Raw genomic sequence first — 18,119 nt, forward strand, 5'->3', positions numbered from 1 at the left:
ATTTATTTGGGTCTCTCCACCTAAACCAAAGGGGATTTCTCTTTTTTATCGATAGCCTTGTTGGTCTGAAGACTTTTCGCGTTGTTTAAAATATTCACCTTGCAACAGCCCCATATGCACAATGTCATGCCATACACCTTCCCTGAACAGAGCCTCTCGACTGGTTCCCTCATGGCTAAATCCCAGTTTCTCATATAAACGAACCGCCTTTTTATTAAATGAAAACACTCTAAGATAAACACGGTGCAGATTCATTTCTAAAAACGCGTAGTTCAACAGCAATGTCAATGCTTCACTTCCGTAGCCTTTGCCCCAAAAATCTTTTTCTCCAATGTCGATCATACATTCAGCATTTCTGTTCTTAGCATCGATATTCATTAATGATGTAATGCCAATCGGTTTTTCACTTTCTTTCTCAAGAATCATATAGCCTTTTGCTGTATTGGAACCCAGAATCACTCGTTCAACAAAGTCTCTCGTTGCTTCAATCGTATAAATATCTAAAGAAGGATTTGTATTTCGCATCACTTCCATATCATTTCTCCATGTATGGTAAAGCTCTGTATCCTCTATCGTAATTTTTCTTAACCTAACCTTGGAAGACTCAAATAACATGACGATTCACTCCTTGTCTATCGGGTTCATCATTTGTTCAAGAGAAAAAAGCAATACAGATAACATGTGCTTTTTTTAAAATAGATGTTTTTTATTCTGGAACAATCAAGTAGGACAAACAACGCAAACCCTCGACCTGCCGTATTCTTGGGGTTCTTATTTCGACTGAAAATAAAATAGTACAGTATTAAAAGCAGGTGTACAGGGAATACACACTTCTTTAAATATTGGAGGGTGAGGATATTCTTTTAAAAAATACTTGTCATTAAGCCACCCTTTGTGTATATTGTACATATTGTATATATTGTGTATAATGAGATATACATAATTTAAAGAGGTTTTGAAATGAAAATTATAATTTCGAATAGTTCAAAGCAACCCATTTATGAACAAATTTACACCCAAATTAAGGATCATATTCTTGCGAATGAGTTGAAACCCGGGCAGCCGCTGCCTTCTATGCGCCAATTGGCAAAGGACATGAATGTCAGTCTTATTACATCAAAGCGTGCCTATGAAGAACTGGAGAAGAACGGGTTCATTTATTCTGTGGTCGGGAAAGGCTCGTTTGTATCAGATCAGAATGATGAAATGATGAAAGAAGGAAAAATGAAAGCGATTGAAGACCAATTGTCGGCAGCAATCAAAAATAGTAAAGACATTGGCATTACCCTTACAGAATTAAAAGATTTGCTTACCATTTTATATCGGGAGGAAGAATGATGGACAATGTAATTGAACTTCGGCATGTTCATAAGTCATTCGAAGGCTTTCATCTAAAGGACTTTTCAATGACGGTAAAAAAAGGTTTTGTCACCGGGTTTATAGGCGGAAATGGTGTAGGAAAATCGACAACGATTAAACTGATCATGAACTTATTGCAGCCTGACAGCGGAACAATTACGGTATTTGGCATGAATTACAATGAGCATGAGAAAGAAATCAAACAAAGAATTGGCTTTGTATTTGATTCCAACATATTTTATGAACATTTAACGTTGGCTGAAATGAAAGATATTGTGAAAAGATCTTATATCAATTGGGATGACCAAGTATTTAATGATTATGTGAACACATTTAACTTGCCGCTCACGAAAAAAATCAAGACGTTCTCAAAAGGGATGATGATGAAAGCATCATTAGCCGTCGCTTTGTCCCATCATGCGGAATTAATTATTATGGATGAACCGACGTCCGGACTCGACCCGATTTTCCGCCGGGAGCTGTTGGAGGTCTTGCATCAGCTCATCCAAGATGGGGATAAGACGATCTTTTTTTCGACTCATATTACAACTGATTTAGATAAGATTGCAGATTATATAACGTTCATTCATAAAGGAGAGCATATCTTTACAAAGGACTTGTACGAAATTGAGGAACAATATGCAATTGTAAAAGGCGGAATGGAGTTGTTAGACCGGGAGACCGAACAGGAATTTATAGCGGTACGAAAATCAACTCATGGATTTGAAGCATTGACTGCGGATAAATCACGAACAGAAAACATTTTCGGGGATACGGTGTTAATTGAAAAACCGACTCTTGAAGATATTATGTTTTATACAAAGAAAGGAGCTAAAGAGCATGTTCAACTTAATACGTAAGGACATTGTCTTGCAGAAAAAAACATTGGCGGTTTTGTTTTTGGGGTTATGTGTTTATTTAACATTAGATGTTTCCCCCATCTGGGTTGGAATTGCATTTAGTATTGCTATTTTTATGAATGCCATTTCAATAGATGAAAAGTCTTCTATACATATGCTTCTCAATTCTTTGCCTTATACACGGAAGGAGATTGTCAGTTCAAAGTATATTGTCGTTGTTCTCTTTACATCTATGGTAGCTGCAGCCATATTTATCGTAAACTTTATCATTCACCGAGAACTTACGATCTGGAAAGACATTTTGCTAATGGTCGCCATTGTGATGACAGCTGCTTCATTCATGCTGCCATTCTGTTATAAATTCAAAAGCAACTATCTGTTGATTGCTTCTATTGTTGCATTTGGCTTGTATATGTTAACGATTAATTTTGTTGTCCAAAATTTGAACGATCAAATCAGAGAGTTCATTCGCATGCTTCTAACCTTACAAAATACTTCGCTGTATCTGGTCATCGCCATATCCGTTATTACCTTATATGGATGTTCATGGCTCCTATCGATTCGTATTTATAGAAATAAAGTGTTTTAAAGATATGTAAGGATGGACACCGGTTTACGGACTTATTCTTTCTTTTGCGCCGGGTGCCATAAATACACCAATTGAAGAAAGAAAAACCGAGATAAATAGCCTGTTAAGAGTTTCTTGACAGGCTGTATACACGTGCAAAAACATCTCTTTTTCACAAGCTGAGTACTTGCCTCCATCATTACCCATATCCAAGAATCCACTTCAAAGGATTTAAACTTCGCATCTTAATATAGCGACAGATTTCAAGGCAAAACGCTTTTCCCCGCTGTCACACTGTACAGATGATACATCATGCGGCCGATGGCGCTGACGGGCAGTACGCCCCCCCGGAACGTTCTTATTCCTGCTCAATAAACGAATACTTCTCGGGGGCGGCCAATACATAAAACAGCGCGAAGAACATCTTCCACCCATGCACCGGACTTCCACATCTGAACTTTAACACTTCACCTTCATCTAATGTAAACCTCACTGTTTGGCTTGTGCACCAATTAATTTTCACCTGGATAACGTGTTCACCAGGCTGTAAATCGATTCGCAGCCTTCCGCCATCTTTGATTTTTCCCGCCTCGACACCATCAATCAGCACTGAAAATCGTCTCATTTTATTGATGTACTGCGATGTTCTGTTAACTTCAACGTACGTCTCCTTGTTCACGATCACACATCCTCTAAGTAATAAAGTTATTATTTATACGGGCATCATGAAAACCGCCCCAACATGTGCTGGAGCCTTTTTTAGACTACCAGAAAAACACCGGATGGACACGTCTATTTTATTTCTTATTTCAATTCTATATCAGACTGATTATTCTTTTAAACATAAAAATACCCCTTCAGATCATCCAATCCAAAGGGGTAAAAACTTTTATTTCACACAGCCGCGGCGCAGTATGCGAGATGGCGGAGCGAACTCCGGGTGTATTTCAGGCAGGATAAACCGGTCGTCTGCTTCTTCCAGGCCTTTCAGTGAGATCAAGCATTGTTGGCGCCGCGGGCTGTGACTTCTTTGACGTTTCTGTGTGACGTGCTCCTGTGTTGCAAGGGCGATGACCGATGTAACGTCTCCGATCAGTGTGATCGTGCTGTGCTTCAGTTTGCAACGAGCAAAACCTTCTTTAAACAAAATCGCGAACTGAACGTTTCTCCTTTCCTGGTCATACGTTGGCATTCTAAATTATGCTATTGTATATGAAACCATTGAATCTCCAAAGCTCATCAGGCAGCGTTTTATTGATTGATTTCTTCTAAATGTGAAGCTTTCTCTTTAAGATGTGAGCCGAAAGTCATCAATGAAACAACAATCGCAATCATAACTCCCAATGCGCCAATCCAGGTAATCGAAGCCAATGATACGTTCTCTACAAAAATACCCCCTATTCCCGCGCCGACAGCCATCGCTAACTGCATCATCGACTGATTGATGCCAAGCAATACACCTGACAATTCCGGCTCTATTGTCGCTAAGTGATACTGCTGCGTCGGGCCTGTAGACCATGCCGCAAATGACCATAATATGAGAATGACCAATACGCCGATGTATGAGTGGGTGACAAGCGACAGCAAAATCAGTGTGATGATATGCAATGTCATCCCGCCGACCAGTGTAAAGGGCACTCCCCATTTATCGGTACTGTATCCTCCGAACTTCGATCCAACCAAACTGGCGATTCCGAATATAAGCAAGACTCCGCTAAGCAGCTTGCCGCTTATCCCTGAGATGGTCAGCAGGTATGGTGACAGATACGTATAAGCAACAGAATATCCTCCGAGCCAAAAGAAAGTGATCGATAATCCCATTGCCACTTTCGGTTTTTTGAAAAGAGAAAGCTGCTGAAGCAACGGGACCGGCTTATCCCCCTCAATTTGCGGAAGCGTAAGGAACATAACGGCCATTGCGATAAATCCCAACAAAGCAATTCCGCCAAATACAGATTTCCATCCTAAGGCTTCTGACATCATTCTTCCGAGGGGAACACCGATAATGAGAGAAGCGGTAAAGCCCATGACGACAGTAGCAATTGCACTGCCCTGCTTGCCTTCCGGAGCGATCTTGGCGGCAATCGTTAATGCGGTAACAACAACCATACCAGCTCCCATTGCCATAATGACCCGCGCTGCAATAAACCATCCATAACCAGGCAGTACGAAAGCCAGGATATTTCCTATCACAAACAAACCGAGGGCATAAATCATTAATTTACGTCTATCCATACTTGCTGTCAGCGCCATCAGAATGGGTGTGAAAAGAGCATAAACAAGCGAAAAGATCGTAATGAGCTGGCCGGCGGCAGCCAAAGTGATCCCAAGTGTATGAGCAATATTATCCAAAATGCCGGAAATGATGTACTCTGAGGTTCCTACAAGGAAGCTGACAATCGCTAAAATATAAATTTTCCAGGTGTTAGACAAAGACGTTCACTCCTAAATAAAAATTGTTATATCGCGAAATGACGATATATATGTTTTAAAAATAAACATATCGCAATATGTCGATATGAATGGTGTAAAAATAAACATCTAAAGATGCTTATTTTTCATATCTCTGTTTTAAGAAAGTCGGCAAGTTTTTGAATGGCTTCTTCATCTCTTTTGTAGTACGTGTACTTTCCGATGCGTTCAGCCTTAATCAGGCCGGCTCTTAACAGTATGGTGAGATATTGGGAAGCCGTTGATTGCGTCATTTTCAATTTGTCAGTTATTTGGCTGACACAGACCCCTATTGTGTTCATATCAATCCCTTCATGAGGCGTAAAATGACGATCAGGCTCCTTCAGCCATTGCAAAATTTGCAGCCTAGATTCGTTTGATAAGGCTTTGAATACTTCAATTGGTTCCATATGGATTATTATATCGTGATTTCACGATATGTCAATGTGTATTTTATCTTTAGATGTCCGGCTCCTTTGAACGTGGAAATACCCCTTTGGTTAAACCAAAAGGGGAATTCGATCCTTCATCCGATTTTCTTATTTCCGCCAAAAAGTTGAACAGTCTACTTTATCCTGAATATTAAATTCAATCATTTTCTCAAGCAATTCGTAATTAACCGGCTCATTCCACGGAATTCGAAACAAGCCTTTGGTAGCGCTGTAGCCCGCTTTTGCAATGTCATCGGCAAAGTGCGCAATGCCTGCTTCTTCGGGTGAAACGCTCAAATGATGCTTTGCAGTGGAAAAACCGATGATAAATGTGCCATGGTCGGAAAACATCGGCGTATTCCACTTGATTTGCGGTTCCAAATTGGGGAATTGATTAGCAACCCACGCCAAAATTTCCTCTGTTCGGCCGCGGTGGTCGGGGTTATCGATACCTGCTAAATATTCGGCGAAAACTTCCATGTTATTCCCTCCTATAATAAAAATTAATTTTAAACGATGTAATTTTTTATGCTAATACGCTATGACAGTCAATTGCTATAGCTTTTTAATTCTTCTCCATTTCGGTAAAGTCCGCAGACTTTTTTTAGGTTCTATATGCACAATCGGTTCGTAATCTAATTTCGTTGGATACTGTACCCCTTTTAGACAAAAAACCCCCCTTTGGCTAAGCATAACCAAAGGGGTGAACCCTCGCAACTTTTTTAAAAGCTGCATTTTCAAATCAGTATAATAAAAATCTTACTCCACCGTCACACTCTTCGCCAGGTTCCGCGGCTTATCAACATCACAGCCGCGGTGCAGTGCAGCGTAGTATGCGATCAGCTGCAGCGGGATGACGGAGACGAGCGGAGCGAGCTCCGGTTGTACTTCAGGCAGGACGAAGCGGTCGTCTGCTTCTTCCAGGCCTTTCAGTGAGATCACGCAGGCGTTGGCGCCGCGGGCGGTTACTTCTTTGACGTTTCCGCGGATGCTTAAGTTTACGTGTTCCTGTGTCGCAAGGGCGATGACCGGTGTGCCGTCTTCGATCAGTGCGATCGTGCCGTGCTTCAGTTCGCCGCCGGCGAAGCCTTCAGCCTGGATGTAAGAAATCTCTTTCAGCTTCAGCGCTCCTTCGAGGCAGACGAAGTAGTCGAGTCCGCGGCCGATGAAGAAGGCGTTGCGGGTAACGGTCAAGTATTCGCGTGCGATCATTTCCATTTCGTCTTTTTGATCGCAAAGGGCTTCCATCGCATTTCCGATGATGCCGAGCTCTTTCACGAGGTCAAAGCCAAGCGCTTTGCCGCGGCTTTCCGCAGTCACGGCTGCCAGGATGGCAAGGACGGCGATTTGCGCGGTATACGCTTTTGTTGATGCGACCGCGATTTCCGGACCTGCATTCAGCAGCAGCGTATAGTCGGCTTCACGTGAAAGCGTTGATCCCGGTACGTTTGTAATCGTCAGCGCTTTGTGGCCAAGCTTTTTCACCTGTACAAGCACGGCGCGGCTGTCAGCCGTTTCACCGCTTTGAGAAATAAAGATAAACAGCGGTTTCTCAGAAAGCAGCGGCATATTGTAAGAAAATTCGCTGGCAACATGGACTTCAGCCGGTACTTTCGCCCATGATTCAATGAATTGCTTGCCGACAAGACCGGCATGATAGCTCGTTCCGCAGGCGATGATATAGACGCGGTCAGCTTCAGCAACCGCTTCAGCGACATCTCCCGGAATCGAAAGCTTGCCGTTCTCGTCTTGGTACGTTTGAATGATTTTCCGCATGACGAGCGGCTGTTCATCAATTTCTTTTAACATGTAGTGAGGGTATGTGCCTTTTTCGATATCGCTGGCATCAAGCTCTGCGATATAAGAGGCACGTGACATCAGTTCACCGTCAAGATTTTTGATAACGACTTTCTTGTCGGTGACGATGACCATTTCTTTATCCATAAGCTCCACATATTCATTCGTCACTTGAAGCATCGCCATCGCATCAGATGCGACAACGTTAAATGTATCTCCAAGACCGACGAGCAGCGGGCTTTTGTTTTTCGCAACATAGATGGTTCCCTTGTTCTCAAGATCGAATAATGCAATCGCATAAGAGCCTTTCAGCAGCATAAGCGTTTGGCGGAACGCTTCCTCAGTGTCAAGGCCGCCTTTGACGAATTGTTCGATCAATTGAACGACAACCTCTGTATCCGTATCGCTTTTCAGTTCAACGTCTTGTAAATATTCGCGTGTCAGCTGAACGTAGTTCTCGATGACACCGTTATGAACAAGCGTAAAGCGGCCTGATGCGCTTTGATGAGGGTGTGCGTTTAGACGGCTTGGTTCACCGTGGGTCGCCCAGCGGGTATGTCCAATTCCAGCCTGGGACATCACGGTTTGATCAACGGCTGCGCGAAGATCGGCAATACGTCCTTTTTCCTTAAACACATGAACGCCGTCTTCATTCGCCACAGCGATTCCTGCTGAATCGTAGCCGCGATACTCCAATTTTTCCAACCCTTTTAACAAAATTTCCTTTGCATCAAGCTGGCCGATATAACCTACAATACCACACATAATGTTCTTCCTCCCGAATTCCGCAGGAAGGAGACGAAGAAAGTCTGCTTTAAGGCGGGGACGTTTCTTCGTCCCCTCCTACATGTTTTTTGATGGAAGATCATGCGATTTCCCTTTGTTCAAAGAGTCGCCTCTTTGGTTTGAGGAAATCCTTGCGGCTGTGATCTTTTAGGTCAGCCGGGAGGCATCCGCCGAATATTTCGATAACCTCCATCCTCGTCAACTAAGCTGTTTCGTCCGTACGCTTAGTCCGGGCGCTATCATTATAATAAACCTTTCAACCCTGCCTTTCCTTTTGAATAAAACAAGACAAGCTGATTTTACTACAGGTAAAAAGAACCGTCAAACGATTTCTAACTTGATTCACATTTATTTCAAGAAGTAAAGACGGTTCCCTTTATCTTATGTCAAATCAGCATGTCCTGTTCATGGTCCTTTGCGGAAAATTACTCCGCTCCCATTTCCGCCTTTACGACGTCAACGATGCGGCCGACATAGTTTTCGCAAAGTTCCTTTGTTCTTGCTTCCGCCATGACGCGGACGAGCGGCTCCGTACCTGAAGGGCGCACAAGGATGCGGCCGTCGCCGTTCATTTCCTTTTCGACCTCTTCAATAACCGCTTTGACTTTTTCGTTTTCGGTCACTTTATGTTTATCCGTTACTTTGACATTGACCAACAGCTGCGGAAACTTCTGCATTTCAGCGGCAAGCTCTGACAGCGGCTTGCCCGTCATTTTGATCGTGTTCATCAGCATGATCGCCGAAAGCAGTCCGTCTCCGGTTGTATTGTAGTCAAGGAAGATCAGATGTCCGGACTGTTCACCGCCGAGATTATAACCGCCGTTTTTCATGGCCTCGACGACATAGCGGTCGCCGACTGCAGTCTGAACGCTTTTCACACCTTCCGCTTCAAGCGCTTTGTAGAAGCCGAGGTTGCTCATGACGGTGGAAACAACCGTATTTTCCGCCAAACGGCCCTCCCTCTTCAAGTACTTCGCGCATATGTACATGATTTGGTCGCCGTCGACGACATTCCCTTTTTCATCTACAGCGATTAAGCGGTCGCCGTCGCCGTCAAACGCCATGCCAACGTCAGCGCCTTTTTCTTTTACAAATGCGGCAAGTGCTTCAGGGTGGGTCGAACCGACGCCGTCATTAATATTTAAGCCGTTCGGAGACGTGCCCATCGTCGAAACATCGGCATCAAGATCGGCAAACAGGTGCGTGGCAAGCGAAGACGTCGCCCCGTGCGCGCAGTCGAGCGCGATATGAATGCCTGTGAAATCCTCGTCAGCGGTCTGCTTGAGAAATTGCAAATACTTTTGTCCGCCTTCAAAATAGTCGTTCACCATCCCAAGATCTGCTCCCACAGGCCTTGGCAGGTTGTCTTCCGGCAGATCCATGAGACGCTCGATTTCAAGCTCCTGCTCATCGGAAAGCTTGAAGCCGTCGCCGCCGAAAAACTTGATTCCGTTGTCCTGGACGGGATTGTGCGAAGCCGAAATCATCACTCCGGCTTCAGCATCCATTGCTTTCGTCAAGTAAGCTACGCCGGGCGTTGAAATAACGCCGAGGCGCATGACTTCGGCTCCGATCGAGAGGAGACCGGCGACAAGAGCCCCTTCCAGCATATGTCCGGAAATACGCGTGTCACGGCCGATCAGCACTTTGGGACGTTCTTTATCTTTTGTGAGGACATAACCGCCAAAACGTCCGACTTTAAAGGCCAGCTCGGGTGTAAGTTCACTGTTAGCCACACCTCTCACACCGTCTGTTCCAAAATACTTGCCCATTCATATCGCTCCTTTTTGATTCATGAAGGTTGTGAATCTGTTTCAGAATGATCCTGTTCTTTTTCATCCTGACCTTTGTCATTTTCATTTTTAGATGTTTTAGAAGAAATTCTGACTTTAACACTTTTCTGTGGCAGCGACCATGTGATATTCTGCGGTCCGTTTACTTCAAGTTTGACGTTATGGTCGCCGTCGCTCAAATCGGCTGCATTCAGATAGAGCTCGATGTCTGACGGCTGAAGCTTTGATATCGCGGCATCTGAACCCTTTGCCGTAATATCCAGCTTGCCGGTTTTCGGGTCAAGAAACTCAAGATCCTGACTGTCGCTCAGCCCGACGGTTTTGATTGAAACGTTCTTCAGTTTTTTCTCTTCTTCTTTGTCAACTTTCACTTTGATGGTCACTTTTTCAGGCGACACTTTTTTGGCCCCTTCCGGCACTGGAATATCGGCCTCTATTTGAGTGTCATCTTTAATTTTACTTAAATCGATTTCGGTACCGTCAACAAATTCTAACGAATCAAGGACATTTTGCGGTCCGTAGACGGTCGCTTCCCCAGGGCTCATATCCAGGCTGGAAATGCTGATGCCGTCAGGGAGGCTTCCTTTTCGCTCAAGCTTGATCGGTACCTTTTTGCTCGGACTCGTCACCGGAACGGTGATTTTGACGACGGACGGAGCGACTTCGACCGGAAGAACGTTTCCGTCCGTGTCATAAACCGTCAGCTTAGCTTCCTTTTCAACCGTCTGATCCACGCCTTCCAAATTGATCGTCGCCTTTATGCTCGCGATTCTGTCGATCACGGCTTTCGCCCCGGTGACGCTGACGTTTTTCGGATTGACGATCGGCTGCTCCGGCGAATAGCCGTCCTTCATTTTATTTTTATTGTAGAAATCGGCTTCGACCGGAAATTCTTTCGTCGTCTTTTCTTCGATCGTTACGTTTGCTGCCGAAGGATTGATCGAAACGCTCAGTCCTTCGGCGACATTTCTTGCCTTCAATTCCACTTTATGTCTGCCGGTTTTCAGATTCTGCATGTCGGCATAGATTTCAAAATCCTTCACTTGCCTTACTTTCTTAACAGTTCCCGTCGGTCCTTTGATCGTGACGTTCACGGTTTGCGGCACGCCTGTGACGACGTAATTTTCATCATCATAATATGCTTTTACCGGTATATCGGTAAGGGTTGCTTCATCCGTCGTGGCGGTAGGAAAGAATGATTCGCCCGGTTTCTTCGGGGTCGGCGCTTGTGCGCTGTGGACCGCAAAGTAAAGAAGAAACGCGAACAATAACGCGACTAGTTTGACGGCCCATGGATTGTTTAAGAATTTATCCATTTTTCTTCCCCCTCCAATACCAGCGAGTTGAGGAAGTTTCCCGCGAATTTTTTTTGAACTCCGCTTCAAGCATGTCTTTTAATGCTTCCTCCGTTAAGTCACGGTGAAGGTCTCCGTTTTTGGCGACGCTGATGCCGCCGGTTTCCTCGGATACAACGATCGTCAGACTGTCGGTTACTTCGCTGATCCCGACCGCCGCTCTGTGCCTCGTGCCAAGCTCTTTCGAAATAAACGGGCTTTCAGATAGCGGAAGATAACAGGCAGCTGCGGCGACCTCGCTGTTTTTCATGATCACGGCGCCGTCGTGAAGCGGTGTATTCGGAATAAAGATGTTGATCAATAGCTCAGAGCTGACCTTTGCGTCTAAAGGAATCCCCGTTTCTATGTAATCGCCCATTCCGGTTTCCCGTTCAATGGTTAACAATGCGCCAATCCGCCGTTTTGCCATATATTTGATCGCTTTTGTAATCGCTTCAATCGTTCTCTGCTGCTCCTCTTCTTCAGGATTCCCGCTCCTGGAAAAAAACCGGCCGCGGCCAAGCTGTTCGAGCGCTCTCCTCAGTTCGGGCTGGAAAATGATGATGATCGCCAGGAACCCCCATGTGATCGCCTGGTCAACCAGCCACTGCAGTGTGCTTAAACCCAAATACTGGCTGGCCACCCGGACAAGAACAATGACTACGATTCCCTTTAAAAGCTGAACCGCCTTCGTTCCGCGGATGACCATCATTAGTTTATATATTACGTACCAAACAAGGAGAATATCAACGGCATCGCCGAGGTACTGCAAGAAAGGGATATCCTCAAAAGCCATTTCCTCGTCCTCCAAGAATTCAGTCATTAGTAAAGTTCATTTGTTTCAATATCGATTATTTGTAATTTTATATACAGAGGCTATTATACCACACTTTCATTTCCCAAGTGAAATGGCGGCCCCTGTATTAGAAAAGAGCAAAGCCATTAAATCAGCTTTGCTCTTTGTCTTTTGAATCATCTGCGCCGAAAACCGCTTTTCCGGCTGATTTGATTTGATACCAGATCCAATCAAACGCCTCGTTGATTTCGTGGATCTGACCGGTGACCTGTCCGGCTGAAGCTGTATATTTTTCCCCGTTTATGATCGTTACATCGCCATCGATCTTGCCCTTGATAATCAGCTTGCCGTTTTTAACGGTAACATCGCCATTGACGACTTTGCCTTCGGGCACGGTGACGGTGTTGTTTTTCACGACCAGATTAGGCTGGTTGGACACGCTGAAATCATGATCATTTTTCCAGCTTGAGAAAAGGCTGCCGCCCATCAGAATAATAAACAACGCCGCCGCCACGATAAACGGATGAGCTTTCAGCCATCTGTTAATGGAAACCGCCCGCTTTTCCTTCGGCAGATTAGCCAGCACATTGGCCGTAAAGTTCGCCGGAGCCGCAAGATGTGACGTGCTCTGCACAAGTGCAATCGACTTTTCCATTTCGCGAAGGCGTTTTTTGCATCCTTCGCATGACTGCAAATGGCTTTTAAGCTCCGTCTCTTCTTCCGGAAGAATGTCTCCATCAAGATATTTGTGCATAAGCTGAAAAATGTGCTCCGGACAGCTCATTTCATCACCCCACTTAAAGATCCCTTAATTGTTTTCTGAGAGCCTCTCTCCCCCTGTGTATTCTCGTTTTAACGGTGCCTACGGGGATGTTTAAGATTTCGCTGATCTGATTTAGCGAGAGCTCGTCAATGTACTTTAATACGATGACCGTCCTGTATTTTTCGGGAAGCCTTAAGATTTTTTCCTGAATGGTACTATGCAGTTCCAGGGAAAGAACTTCGTCCTCTGGAAGCGCAATGTCTGCTGCAACCTGTGAATACATCGTAAGCCCTTCTGTCCCTGCCACCTCTGCATCCAAGTAATAGTCCGGCTTTTTTTTACGGATACGATCGATGGTCAAATTGGTTGCGATTCGATAAAGCCACGTGGAAAATTTCCGGTTAATATCAAAACTGTCGATATTCACGTATGCTCTGATAAATGCTTCCTGCGCAATATCTTCCGCCTCATGCGCATTGCCAAGCATACGGTAGCAAAGCTGATAAATTTTGTCCTTGTAAATATCCACGATATCTGCGAATGCATTACGATCGCCTTTTTTCACCTGTTTGATTCTTTTTTTTATCATTGTATCCATATTTATCTAACCTCTGCCTTCACCGGTCTTTATGTATACGAGTTGATGTTTGAAAGGTTTCATTGAAATTCATAAAAATAGTTTAACAAAAAATTGGCAGAGTGTTGATGGTTTCCGGGGCCTCAGGCTCTTAATATTAGCTTAAAATTATTATACATCATAAATATTTTGAAATTGAGGCTTATGATAAAATGATCAGCGGCCGGTCCGGCCGCCGCTTCTACAGCAATTTTTCTCCGAACAATGAACCCATTAACGCAACAGCCGTCTCAGCCGTCCTGTTTTTCTCATCCAATATCGGATTCACCTCAACAAATTCGGCAGACGTTACTAAACTGGATTCCTCAAGCATTTCCATGGCCAAATGACTTTCCCTGTAGCTGATCCCTCCTGCAACGGGCGTCCCCACGCCCGGCGCATCATCCGGATCAAGGGCATCCAGATCAAACGACAGATGGACGCCGTCCGTCCGTTCCCGCAAATATTCAATCGTTTCCTCCATGACCCTCGTCATGCCGAGTCGATCGATTTCATGCATTGTATAGACCTTGATTCCTTTTTCCCGAATCAGCTTCTTCTCCCCATCATCAAGTGATCTCGCTCCAATGATGACGATGTTCTCCGGCTTGACCTTGGCACCATCCCCATAAATGCCGGTCAGCCGTTCATGCCCGATCCCCATGCTGATCGCAAGCGGCATTCCATGAATGTTGCCTGAAGGAGACGTTTCCTTTGTATTGACATCCGCATGAGCGTCATACCAGATCACGCCCAGGTTTTGATAATGCCTTGCCAGTCCGGCAAGCGTGCCGATCGCAATGCTGTGATCCCCGCCGAGAACGAGCGGAAAAGAATCTGAAGCAACGATTTTATCAACCGTTTGAGCGAGTTTTAAACTCGCATTTGTAATCGCTTTCAAATTCCGCAATTCTTCTGATGCGGATTCCCCGCCTTCCCTTTCATCCTCCCTCTGGCCGATTGTGATATCCCCCAAATCTTCGATATCCCTAGAAAGGCTTTCCAAACGTTCATTGACGCCGGCACAGCGAATCGCGCTCGGGCCCATGTCAACCCCCCGTCTCAATTGGCCAAGATCCATCGGCACGCCGATCATCGAAATCTTTTTTAACATCACATTTCCCCCTTTCAGATCTTCATTGTACCGTCTGATTGAAAATTGACTCAACAAGACACTTTTTTGAATAGTTATACAATAGGGGCAAAATAAAAAGGACATCCTGACAGGATGTCCAAAAACTGGGCTAGCTGGATTCGAACCAGCGCATGACGGAGTCAAAGTCCGTTGCCTTACCGCTTGGCTATAGCCCAAAAATGGTGGAGGGGGACGGATTCGAACCGCCGAACCCTGAGGGAGCGGATTTACAGTCCGCCGCGTTTAGCCACTTCGCTACCCCTCCAGAACAGTGCCGGCCAGAGGACTTGAACCCCCAACCTACTGATTACAAGTCAGTTGCTCTACCAATTGAGCTAGACCGGCATAATAAATATGAACATTTTACAAGTAACAGCGTTAAAACGTCGTCCCGAACTCGGAAAGCTTATTCGCGGAAGCCTCTCCTTCGGTACGCTGATGCCGATGCTGCCGAAGCATATTCGAACGTGCTCTACCAATTGAGCTAGACCGGCATATATCAATATCTTATGCAAAAACAAGTGCGTTTGACACTGCTTCGCAAAAATGGTGGAGGATGACGGGATCGAACCGCCGACCCTCTGCTTGTAAGGCAGATGCTCTCCCAGCTGAGCTAATCCTCCGAAGTACAGGACGTACAAGTGCATGCGTTGCAACAGGACGTTGCGATCTTAGCATGCCTTCCTTTAAAAAGCTTCGGTGCAAACCTTATGCTTTTTAGCGTGCTGTCCAAAAAATAATGGTGACCCGTACGGGATTCGAACCCGTGTTACCGCCGTGAAAGGGCGGTGTCTTAACCACTTGACCAACGGGCCAAAACCGAGTGTTTCCGGCAGCTCTCGTAAAGCTGACAAAAGTTATTATATACAGGTTGCTGCCTATTTGTAAAGGGGTAATTTAAAATTTTTATTTTCAAATTTTTCTCTGAAGTTATTTACAAATGAACGCCGATTTTGATTACACTGTTAGTATCTGAATACAGAAAAGGGGAACGCGTACATGATATTGGTTAGCTCTTGCTTAGCAGGCGTTGAATGCCGATATGACGGGAGGCACAGCTATATCGATAAAATCAATCAACTCGTTGAAGAACAAAAGGCGATGATCGTCTGTCCCGAATTGCTCGGCGGTTTTCAAACGCCAAGGGAGCCTGCGGAAATAAACGGCGGAACAGGTGAAGACGTTTTAAACGGAGATGCCGTCATTTTGACTAAATCGGGCGAAGACGTAACAGACCTTTATATAAAAGGAGCTTACAAAACGCTTGAGATTGCAAGAGAGATTCAGGCGGACACCGTCGTTTTAAAAGAAAACAGTCCATCCTGCGGAAGCAGCAACATATATAATGGAAGCTTCTCCGGCCAAAAGATTGCCGGAAACGGCATTACAGCGGCTCTACTTAAAAGGGAAGGCTTTCGCGTCATTTCTGAACACCAATTGGATGAGCTGTAAACCGAAGTGCAGTCTTTGACTGCGCTTTATTTTATTCTTCTGCAGCAATCATTAGAACCGTTTTAAAATAAAATTTCATAATTTCCAATTTCATGTTGAAATAAAATTCCATTAAAAATATACTGAAAATTAAGAAATATATCTACGCCATTTTTGATCAGGAGGATTCCGGATGAAAAACAGCAATCTCAGCTCCTTAACAACAGAACGCCGCAATGAAAACGCAAAGCACATCCATCAGGCGGACACATTGGACATTTTAAAAATCATGAATGAAGAGGACAAAAAGGTGGCTGAAGCGGTTGAAGCGGTATTGCCGGATGTAAAAACCGCCGTCGATTATGCAGTCGAGTCATTGCAGAAAGGGGGACGAATCATCTACATCGGTGCGGGCACAAGCGGACGGCTCGGCGTACTCGATGCAGCGGAATGCCCGCCGACCTTCAGCATTTCTCCCGATACAGTCAAAGGGCTTATCGCAGGAGGCCAAAAAGCATTATTCGAAGCCGTCGAAGGTGCCGAGGATCGTGAAGAGCTCGGAGCACAAGACTTGAAGTCCATCCATTTGTCAAACAAGGATACCGTCATCGGCATTGCCGCCAGCGGGCGGACCCCCTATGTACACGGCGCGCTGAAATACGCCGGAAAAACCGGTGCAAAAACGATTTCCTTAACCTGTAACAAGCAATCGGCAATCAGCCAAGCAGCCGACCACAGCATTGAAGTGATCGTCGGTCCTGAGGTTATCGCGGGATCGACTCGAATGAAGGCGGCAACCGCGCATAAAATGATTCTGAACATGATCTCGACAACATCTATGATTCGATTGGGAAAGGTTTATGAAAACTTGATGGTCGATGTGAACATAAGCAACGAGAAATTAAAACAGCGGGCGATCCGCATTATTCAAACCGTCACAGGAGCCGAACTGCAAACGGCTGAAAAAACGCTGCAAGCGGCCGGTAACCGCGTGAAAACGGCTATCATCATGATCAAAACCAATAGGGATGCCGCTGCGGCAGAGAAACTGCTGAAGCAAGCGGAAGGCAATATCGAAAAAGCACTAACGATAAACGAAAAAAACGCGTGAAAGAAGGAAAAAGCCATGGCCGCAGGAGGATTAGACATGATCCGCACGATGCTTCACAAGCTTCCGCAGTCTGAACGGAAACTGGCCGAGTATATTTTGGAAAATCCGCAGGACATCGTCAACGGCACCATCCAGGAAATCAGCGCATCCGCAAATACGAGCGGAGCCGCAGCGATCCGGCTCTGCAAATCGCTCGGGTTAAAAGGATACCAGGATTTAAAGCTGCGAATCGCCGGTGATTTAATGAGATCCGCAGATCAAGGCTACCGGGATATAGAACCGCAGGAATCGCTGTATTCAATCGCTCAAAAAACAGCAAGCAATTCCATTCAGGTGATCCGCGACACATTGGACAATATCGACCACCTCGAACTGTAAAAAGCGATTCAAATGCTGATCACAGCGGGGACGGTCCACTTTTGCGGCATCGGCGCTTCGGGGATTGTCGCACAGGATGCCCAGCAAAAATTTTTACGGATTAAAAAAGGGGCAACCGCATTTACAGACATGCACCTTATCGCAACATTAATCGCCAATGCTGACGAACATGACATTGTATTTGCCATTTCACATTCCGGCGAAACCAGTGAGATCGTCGATGTGCTGAAGCTGGCAAAAGAACGCGGTGTGAAAACAATCGGTTTAACCCGCTTCGGACAGTCAGCCGTTTCTTCAATATGCGATGTTGCCCTGTATACGTCATGTTCCAATGAAGCGCCGTTTCGAAGTGCTGCAACCTCCTCTCGTTTAGCCCAGCTTTATATGATTGACATTTTGTTTTTAGGTTTGGCCGCAGAGCGCTATGAAGAAACGATTCAATATATTGATCAGTCAAAAGCGGCCATTCAAACGATGGGAACAAACGGATCTTAACAACAAAGGGGGAAT

General features: G+C 45.2%; 17 protein-coding genes, 5 tRNA genes and 2 pseudogenes. 6 read left to right on the plus strand and 18 right to left on the minus strand.

Going from position 1 to position 18,119, the window contains the following annotated elements; all coding sequences use genetic code 11:
* Window positions 1–45 precede the first annotated feature (45 nt).
* Window positions 46–615 carry a GNAT family N-acetyltransferase gene (locus AB447_RS07340; RefSeq protein WP_048356068.1) on the minus strand — a complete coding sequence of 190 codons (570 nt, stop codon included), beginning with the start codon at window positions 613–615 and terminating at the stop codon, window positions 46–48.
* A 345-nt stretch (window positions 616–960) separates the two neighbouring features.
* Here AB447_RS07340 and AB447_RS07345 point away from each other — a divergent pair, with 345 nt between their 5' ends.
* The 3 genes from AB447_RS07345 to AB447_RS07355 are packed head-to-tail and all read left to right on the plus strand — an operon-like array spanning window position 961 to window position 2,808.
* Window positions 961–1,338, plus strand: coding sequence for a GntR family transcriptional regulator (locus tag AB447_RS07345; RefSeq protein ID WP_048356069.1), 378 nt, complete (start codon window positions 961–963; stop codon window positions 1,336–1,338).
* Window positions 1,338–2,219, plus strand: a complete 882-nt coding sequence (locus AB447_RS07350) for an ABC transporter ATP-binding protein (RefSeq protein ID WP_048356070.1) — start codon at window positions 1,338–1,340, stop codon at window positions 2,217–2,219. Before AB447_RS07345 ends, AB447_RS07350 begins: the two co-directional genes overlap by 1 nt.
* On the plus strand, window positions 2,200–2,808 hold the full coding sequence (locus AB447_RS07355) for an ABC-2 transporter permease (protein WP_048356071.1): 609 nt from the start codon (window positions 2,200–2,202) through the stop codon (window positions 2,806–2,808). The genes AB447_RS07350 and AB447_RS07355 overlap by 20 nt, the downstream gene beginning before the upstream one ends.
* Window positions 2,809–3,145: 337 nt before the next feature.
* On the opposite strand, the gene AB447_RS07360 is transcribed toward AB447_RS07355, so the two are convergent.
* The 17 genes and pseudogenes from AB447_RS07360 to AB447_RS07440 form a co-directional block, all read right to left on the minus strand.
* Window positions 3,146–3,466 (minus strand): hypothetical protein, encoded by a 321-nt coding sequence (locus tag AB447_RS07360; RefSeq protein WP_048356072.1) that lies wholly within the window; start codon window positions 3,464–3,466, stop codon window positions 3,146–3,148.
* Between the two features lie 246 nt (window positions 3,467–3,712).
* Window positions 3,713–3,925 (minus strand): annotated as a pseudogene (locus AB447_RS07365) (glutamine--fructose-6-phosphate transaminase (isomerizing)); the annotation flags it as partial.
* Between the two features lie 113 nt (window positions 3,926–4,038).
* Window positions 4,039–5,220, minus strand: a complete 1,182-nt coding sequence (locus AB447_RS07370) for an MFS transporter (RefSeq protein ID WP_048407018.1) — start codon at window positions 5,218–5,220, stop codon at window positions 4,039–4,041.
* 125 nt (window positions 5,221–5,345) lie between these two features.
* Window positions 5,346–5,648 carry an ArsR/SmtB family transcription factor gene (locus tag AB447_RS07375; RefSeq protein WP_048356513.1) on the minus strand — a complete coding sequence of 101 codons (303 nt, stop codon included), beginning with the start codon at window positions 5,646–5,648 and terminating at the stop codon, window positions 5,346–5,348.
* A gap of 129 nt (window positions 5,649–5,777) precedes the next feature.
* A complete protein-coding gene (locus tag AB447_RS07380) occupies window positions 5,778–6,149 on the minus strand; it encodes an iron chaperone (protein ID WP_048356512.1) in 372 nt (123 codons plus the stop codon).
* 279 nt (window positions 6,150–6,428) lie between these two features.
* Complete coding sequence (gene glmS, locus AB447_RS07385) at window positions 6,429–8,231, minus strand: glutamine--fructose-6-phosphate transaminase (isomerizing) (protein ID WP_048356511.1); 1,803 nt, start codon at window positions 8,229–8,231, stop codon at window positions 6,429–6,431.
* A 446-nt stretch (window positions 8,232–8,677) separates the two neighbouring features.
* The gene (gene glmM / locus AB447_RS07390; RefSeq protein ID WP_048356510.1) at window positions 8,678–10,024 is read right to left on the minus strand and encodes a phosphoglucosamine mutase; all 1,347 of its coding nucleotides are present in this window, start codon (window positions 10,022–10,024) and stop codon (window positions 8,678–8,680) included.
* A gap of 20 nt (window positions 10,025–10,044) precedes the next feature.
* Window positions 10,045–11,361 (minus strand): CdaR family protein, encoded by a 1,317-nt coding sequence (locus AB447_RS07395; RefSeq protein WP_048356509.1) that lies wholly within the window; start codon window positions 11,359–11,361, stop codon window positions 10,045–10,047.
* Window positions 11,354–12,175: a diadenylate cyclase CdaA gene (gene cdaA, locus AB447_RS07400; protein ID WP_048356508.1), complete on the minus strand. Its 822-nt coding sequence runs from the start codon at window positions 12,173–12,175 to the stop codon at window positions 11,354–11,356. The genes AB447_RS07395 and cdaA overlap by 8 nt, the downstream gene beginning before the upstream one ends.
* 151 nt (window positions 12,176–12,326) lie before the next feature.
* Entirely contained in the window at window positions 12,327–12,959 is a 633-nt protein-coding gene (gene rsiW, locus AB447_RS07405) for an anti-sigma-W factor RsiW (protein WP_048356507.1), read from the minus strand.
* A gap of 13 nt (window positions 12,960–12,972) precedes the next feature.
* Complete coding sequence (gene sigW, locus AB447_RS07410) at window positions 12,973–13,536, minus strand: RNA polymerase sigma factor SigW (RefSeq protein WP_048356506.1); 564 nt, start codon at window positions 13,534–13,536, stop codon at window positions 12,973–12,975.
* A gap of 220 nt (window positions 13,537–13,756) precedes the next feature.
* Entirely contained in the window at window positions 13,757–14,668 is a 912-nt protein-coding gene (gene rocF / locus AB447_RS07415; protein WP_048356505.1) for an arginase, read from the minus strand.
* 125 nt (window positions 14,669–14,793) lie between these two features.
* A tRNA-Gln gene (locus AB447_RS07420) sits at window positions 14,794–14,865 on the minus strand.
* A 4-nt stretch (window positions 14,866–14,869) separates the two neighbouring features.
* A tRNA-Tyr gene (locus AB447_RS07425) sits at window positions 14,870–14,954 on the minus strand.
* Between the two features lie 7 nt (window positions 14,955–14,961).
* Window positions 14,962–15,034 (minus strand) — tRNA-Thr (locus AB447_RS07430).
* A gap of 202 nt (window positions 15,035–15,236) precedes the next feature.
* Window positions 15,237–15,312, minus strand: a tRNA-Val gene (locus AB447_RS07435).
* Window positions 15,313–15,429: 117 nt separating this feature from the next.
* Window positions 15,430–15,504, minus strand: a tRNA-Glu gene (locus tag AB447_RS07440).
* Window positions 15,505–15,688: 184 nt separating this feature from the next.
* On the opposite strand from AB447_RS07440, the gene AB447_RS07445 reads away from it, so the two are divergent.
* The 3 genes and pseudogenes from AB447_RS07445 to AB447_RS07455 all read left to right on the plus strand — a co-directional run bounded on the left by AB447_RS07445 (window position 15,689) and on the right by AB447_RS07455 (window position 18,104).
* Window positions 15,689–16,141 carry a 2-thiouracil desulfurase family protein gene (locus AB447_RS07445; RefSeq protein ID WP_048356464.1) on the plus strand — a complete coding sequence of 151 codons (453 nt, stop codon included), beginning with the start codon at window positions 15,689–15,691 and terminating at the stop codon, window positions 16,139–16,141.
* A 172-nt stretch (window positions 16,142–16,313) separates the two neighbouring features.
* On the plus strand, window positions 16,314–17,231 hold the full coding sequence (murQ, locus tag AB447_RS07450; protein ID WP_048356463.1) for an N-acetylmuramic acid 6-phosphate etherase: 918 nt from the start codon (window positions 16,314–16,316) through the stop codon (window positions 17,229–17,231).
* Between the two features lie 15 nt (window positions 17,232–17,246).
* A pseudogene (locus AB447_RS07455) lies at window positions 17,247–18,104 on the plus strand (MurR/RpiR family transcriptional regulator).
* The last annotated feature ends 15 nt before the right edge of the window (window positions 18,105–18,119 follow it).

This window comes from Bacillus glycinifermentans, from assembly GCF_001042475.2.
In the GTDB taxonomy this organism is placed as follows: Bacteria; Bacillota; Bacilli; order Bacillales; family Bacillaceae; genus Bacillus; species Bacillus glycinifermentans.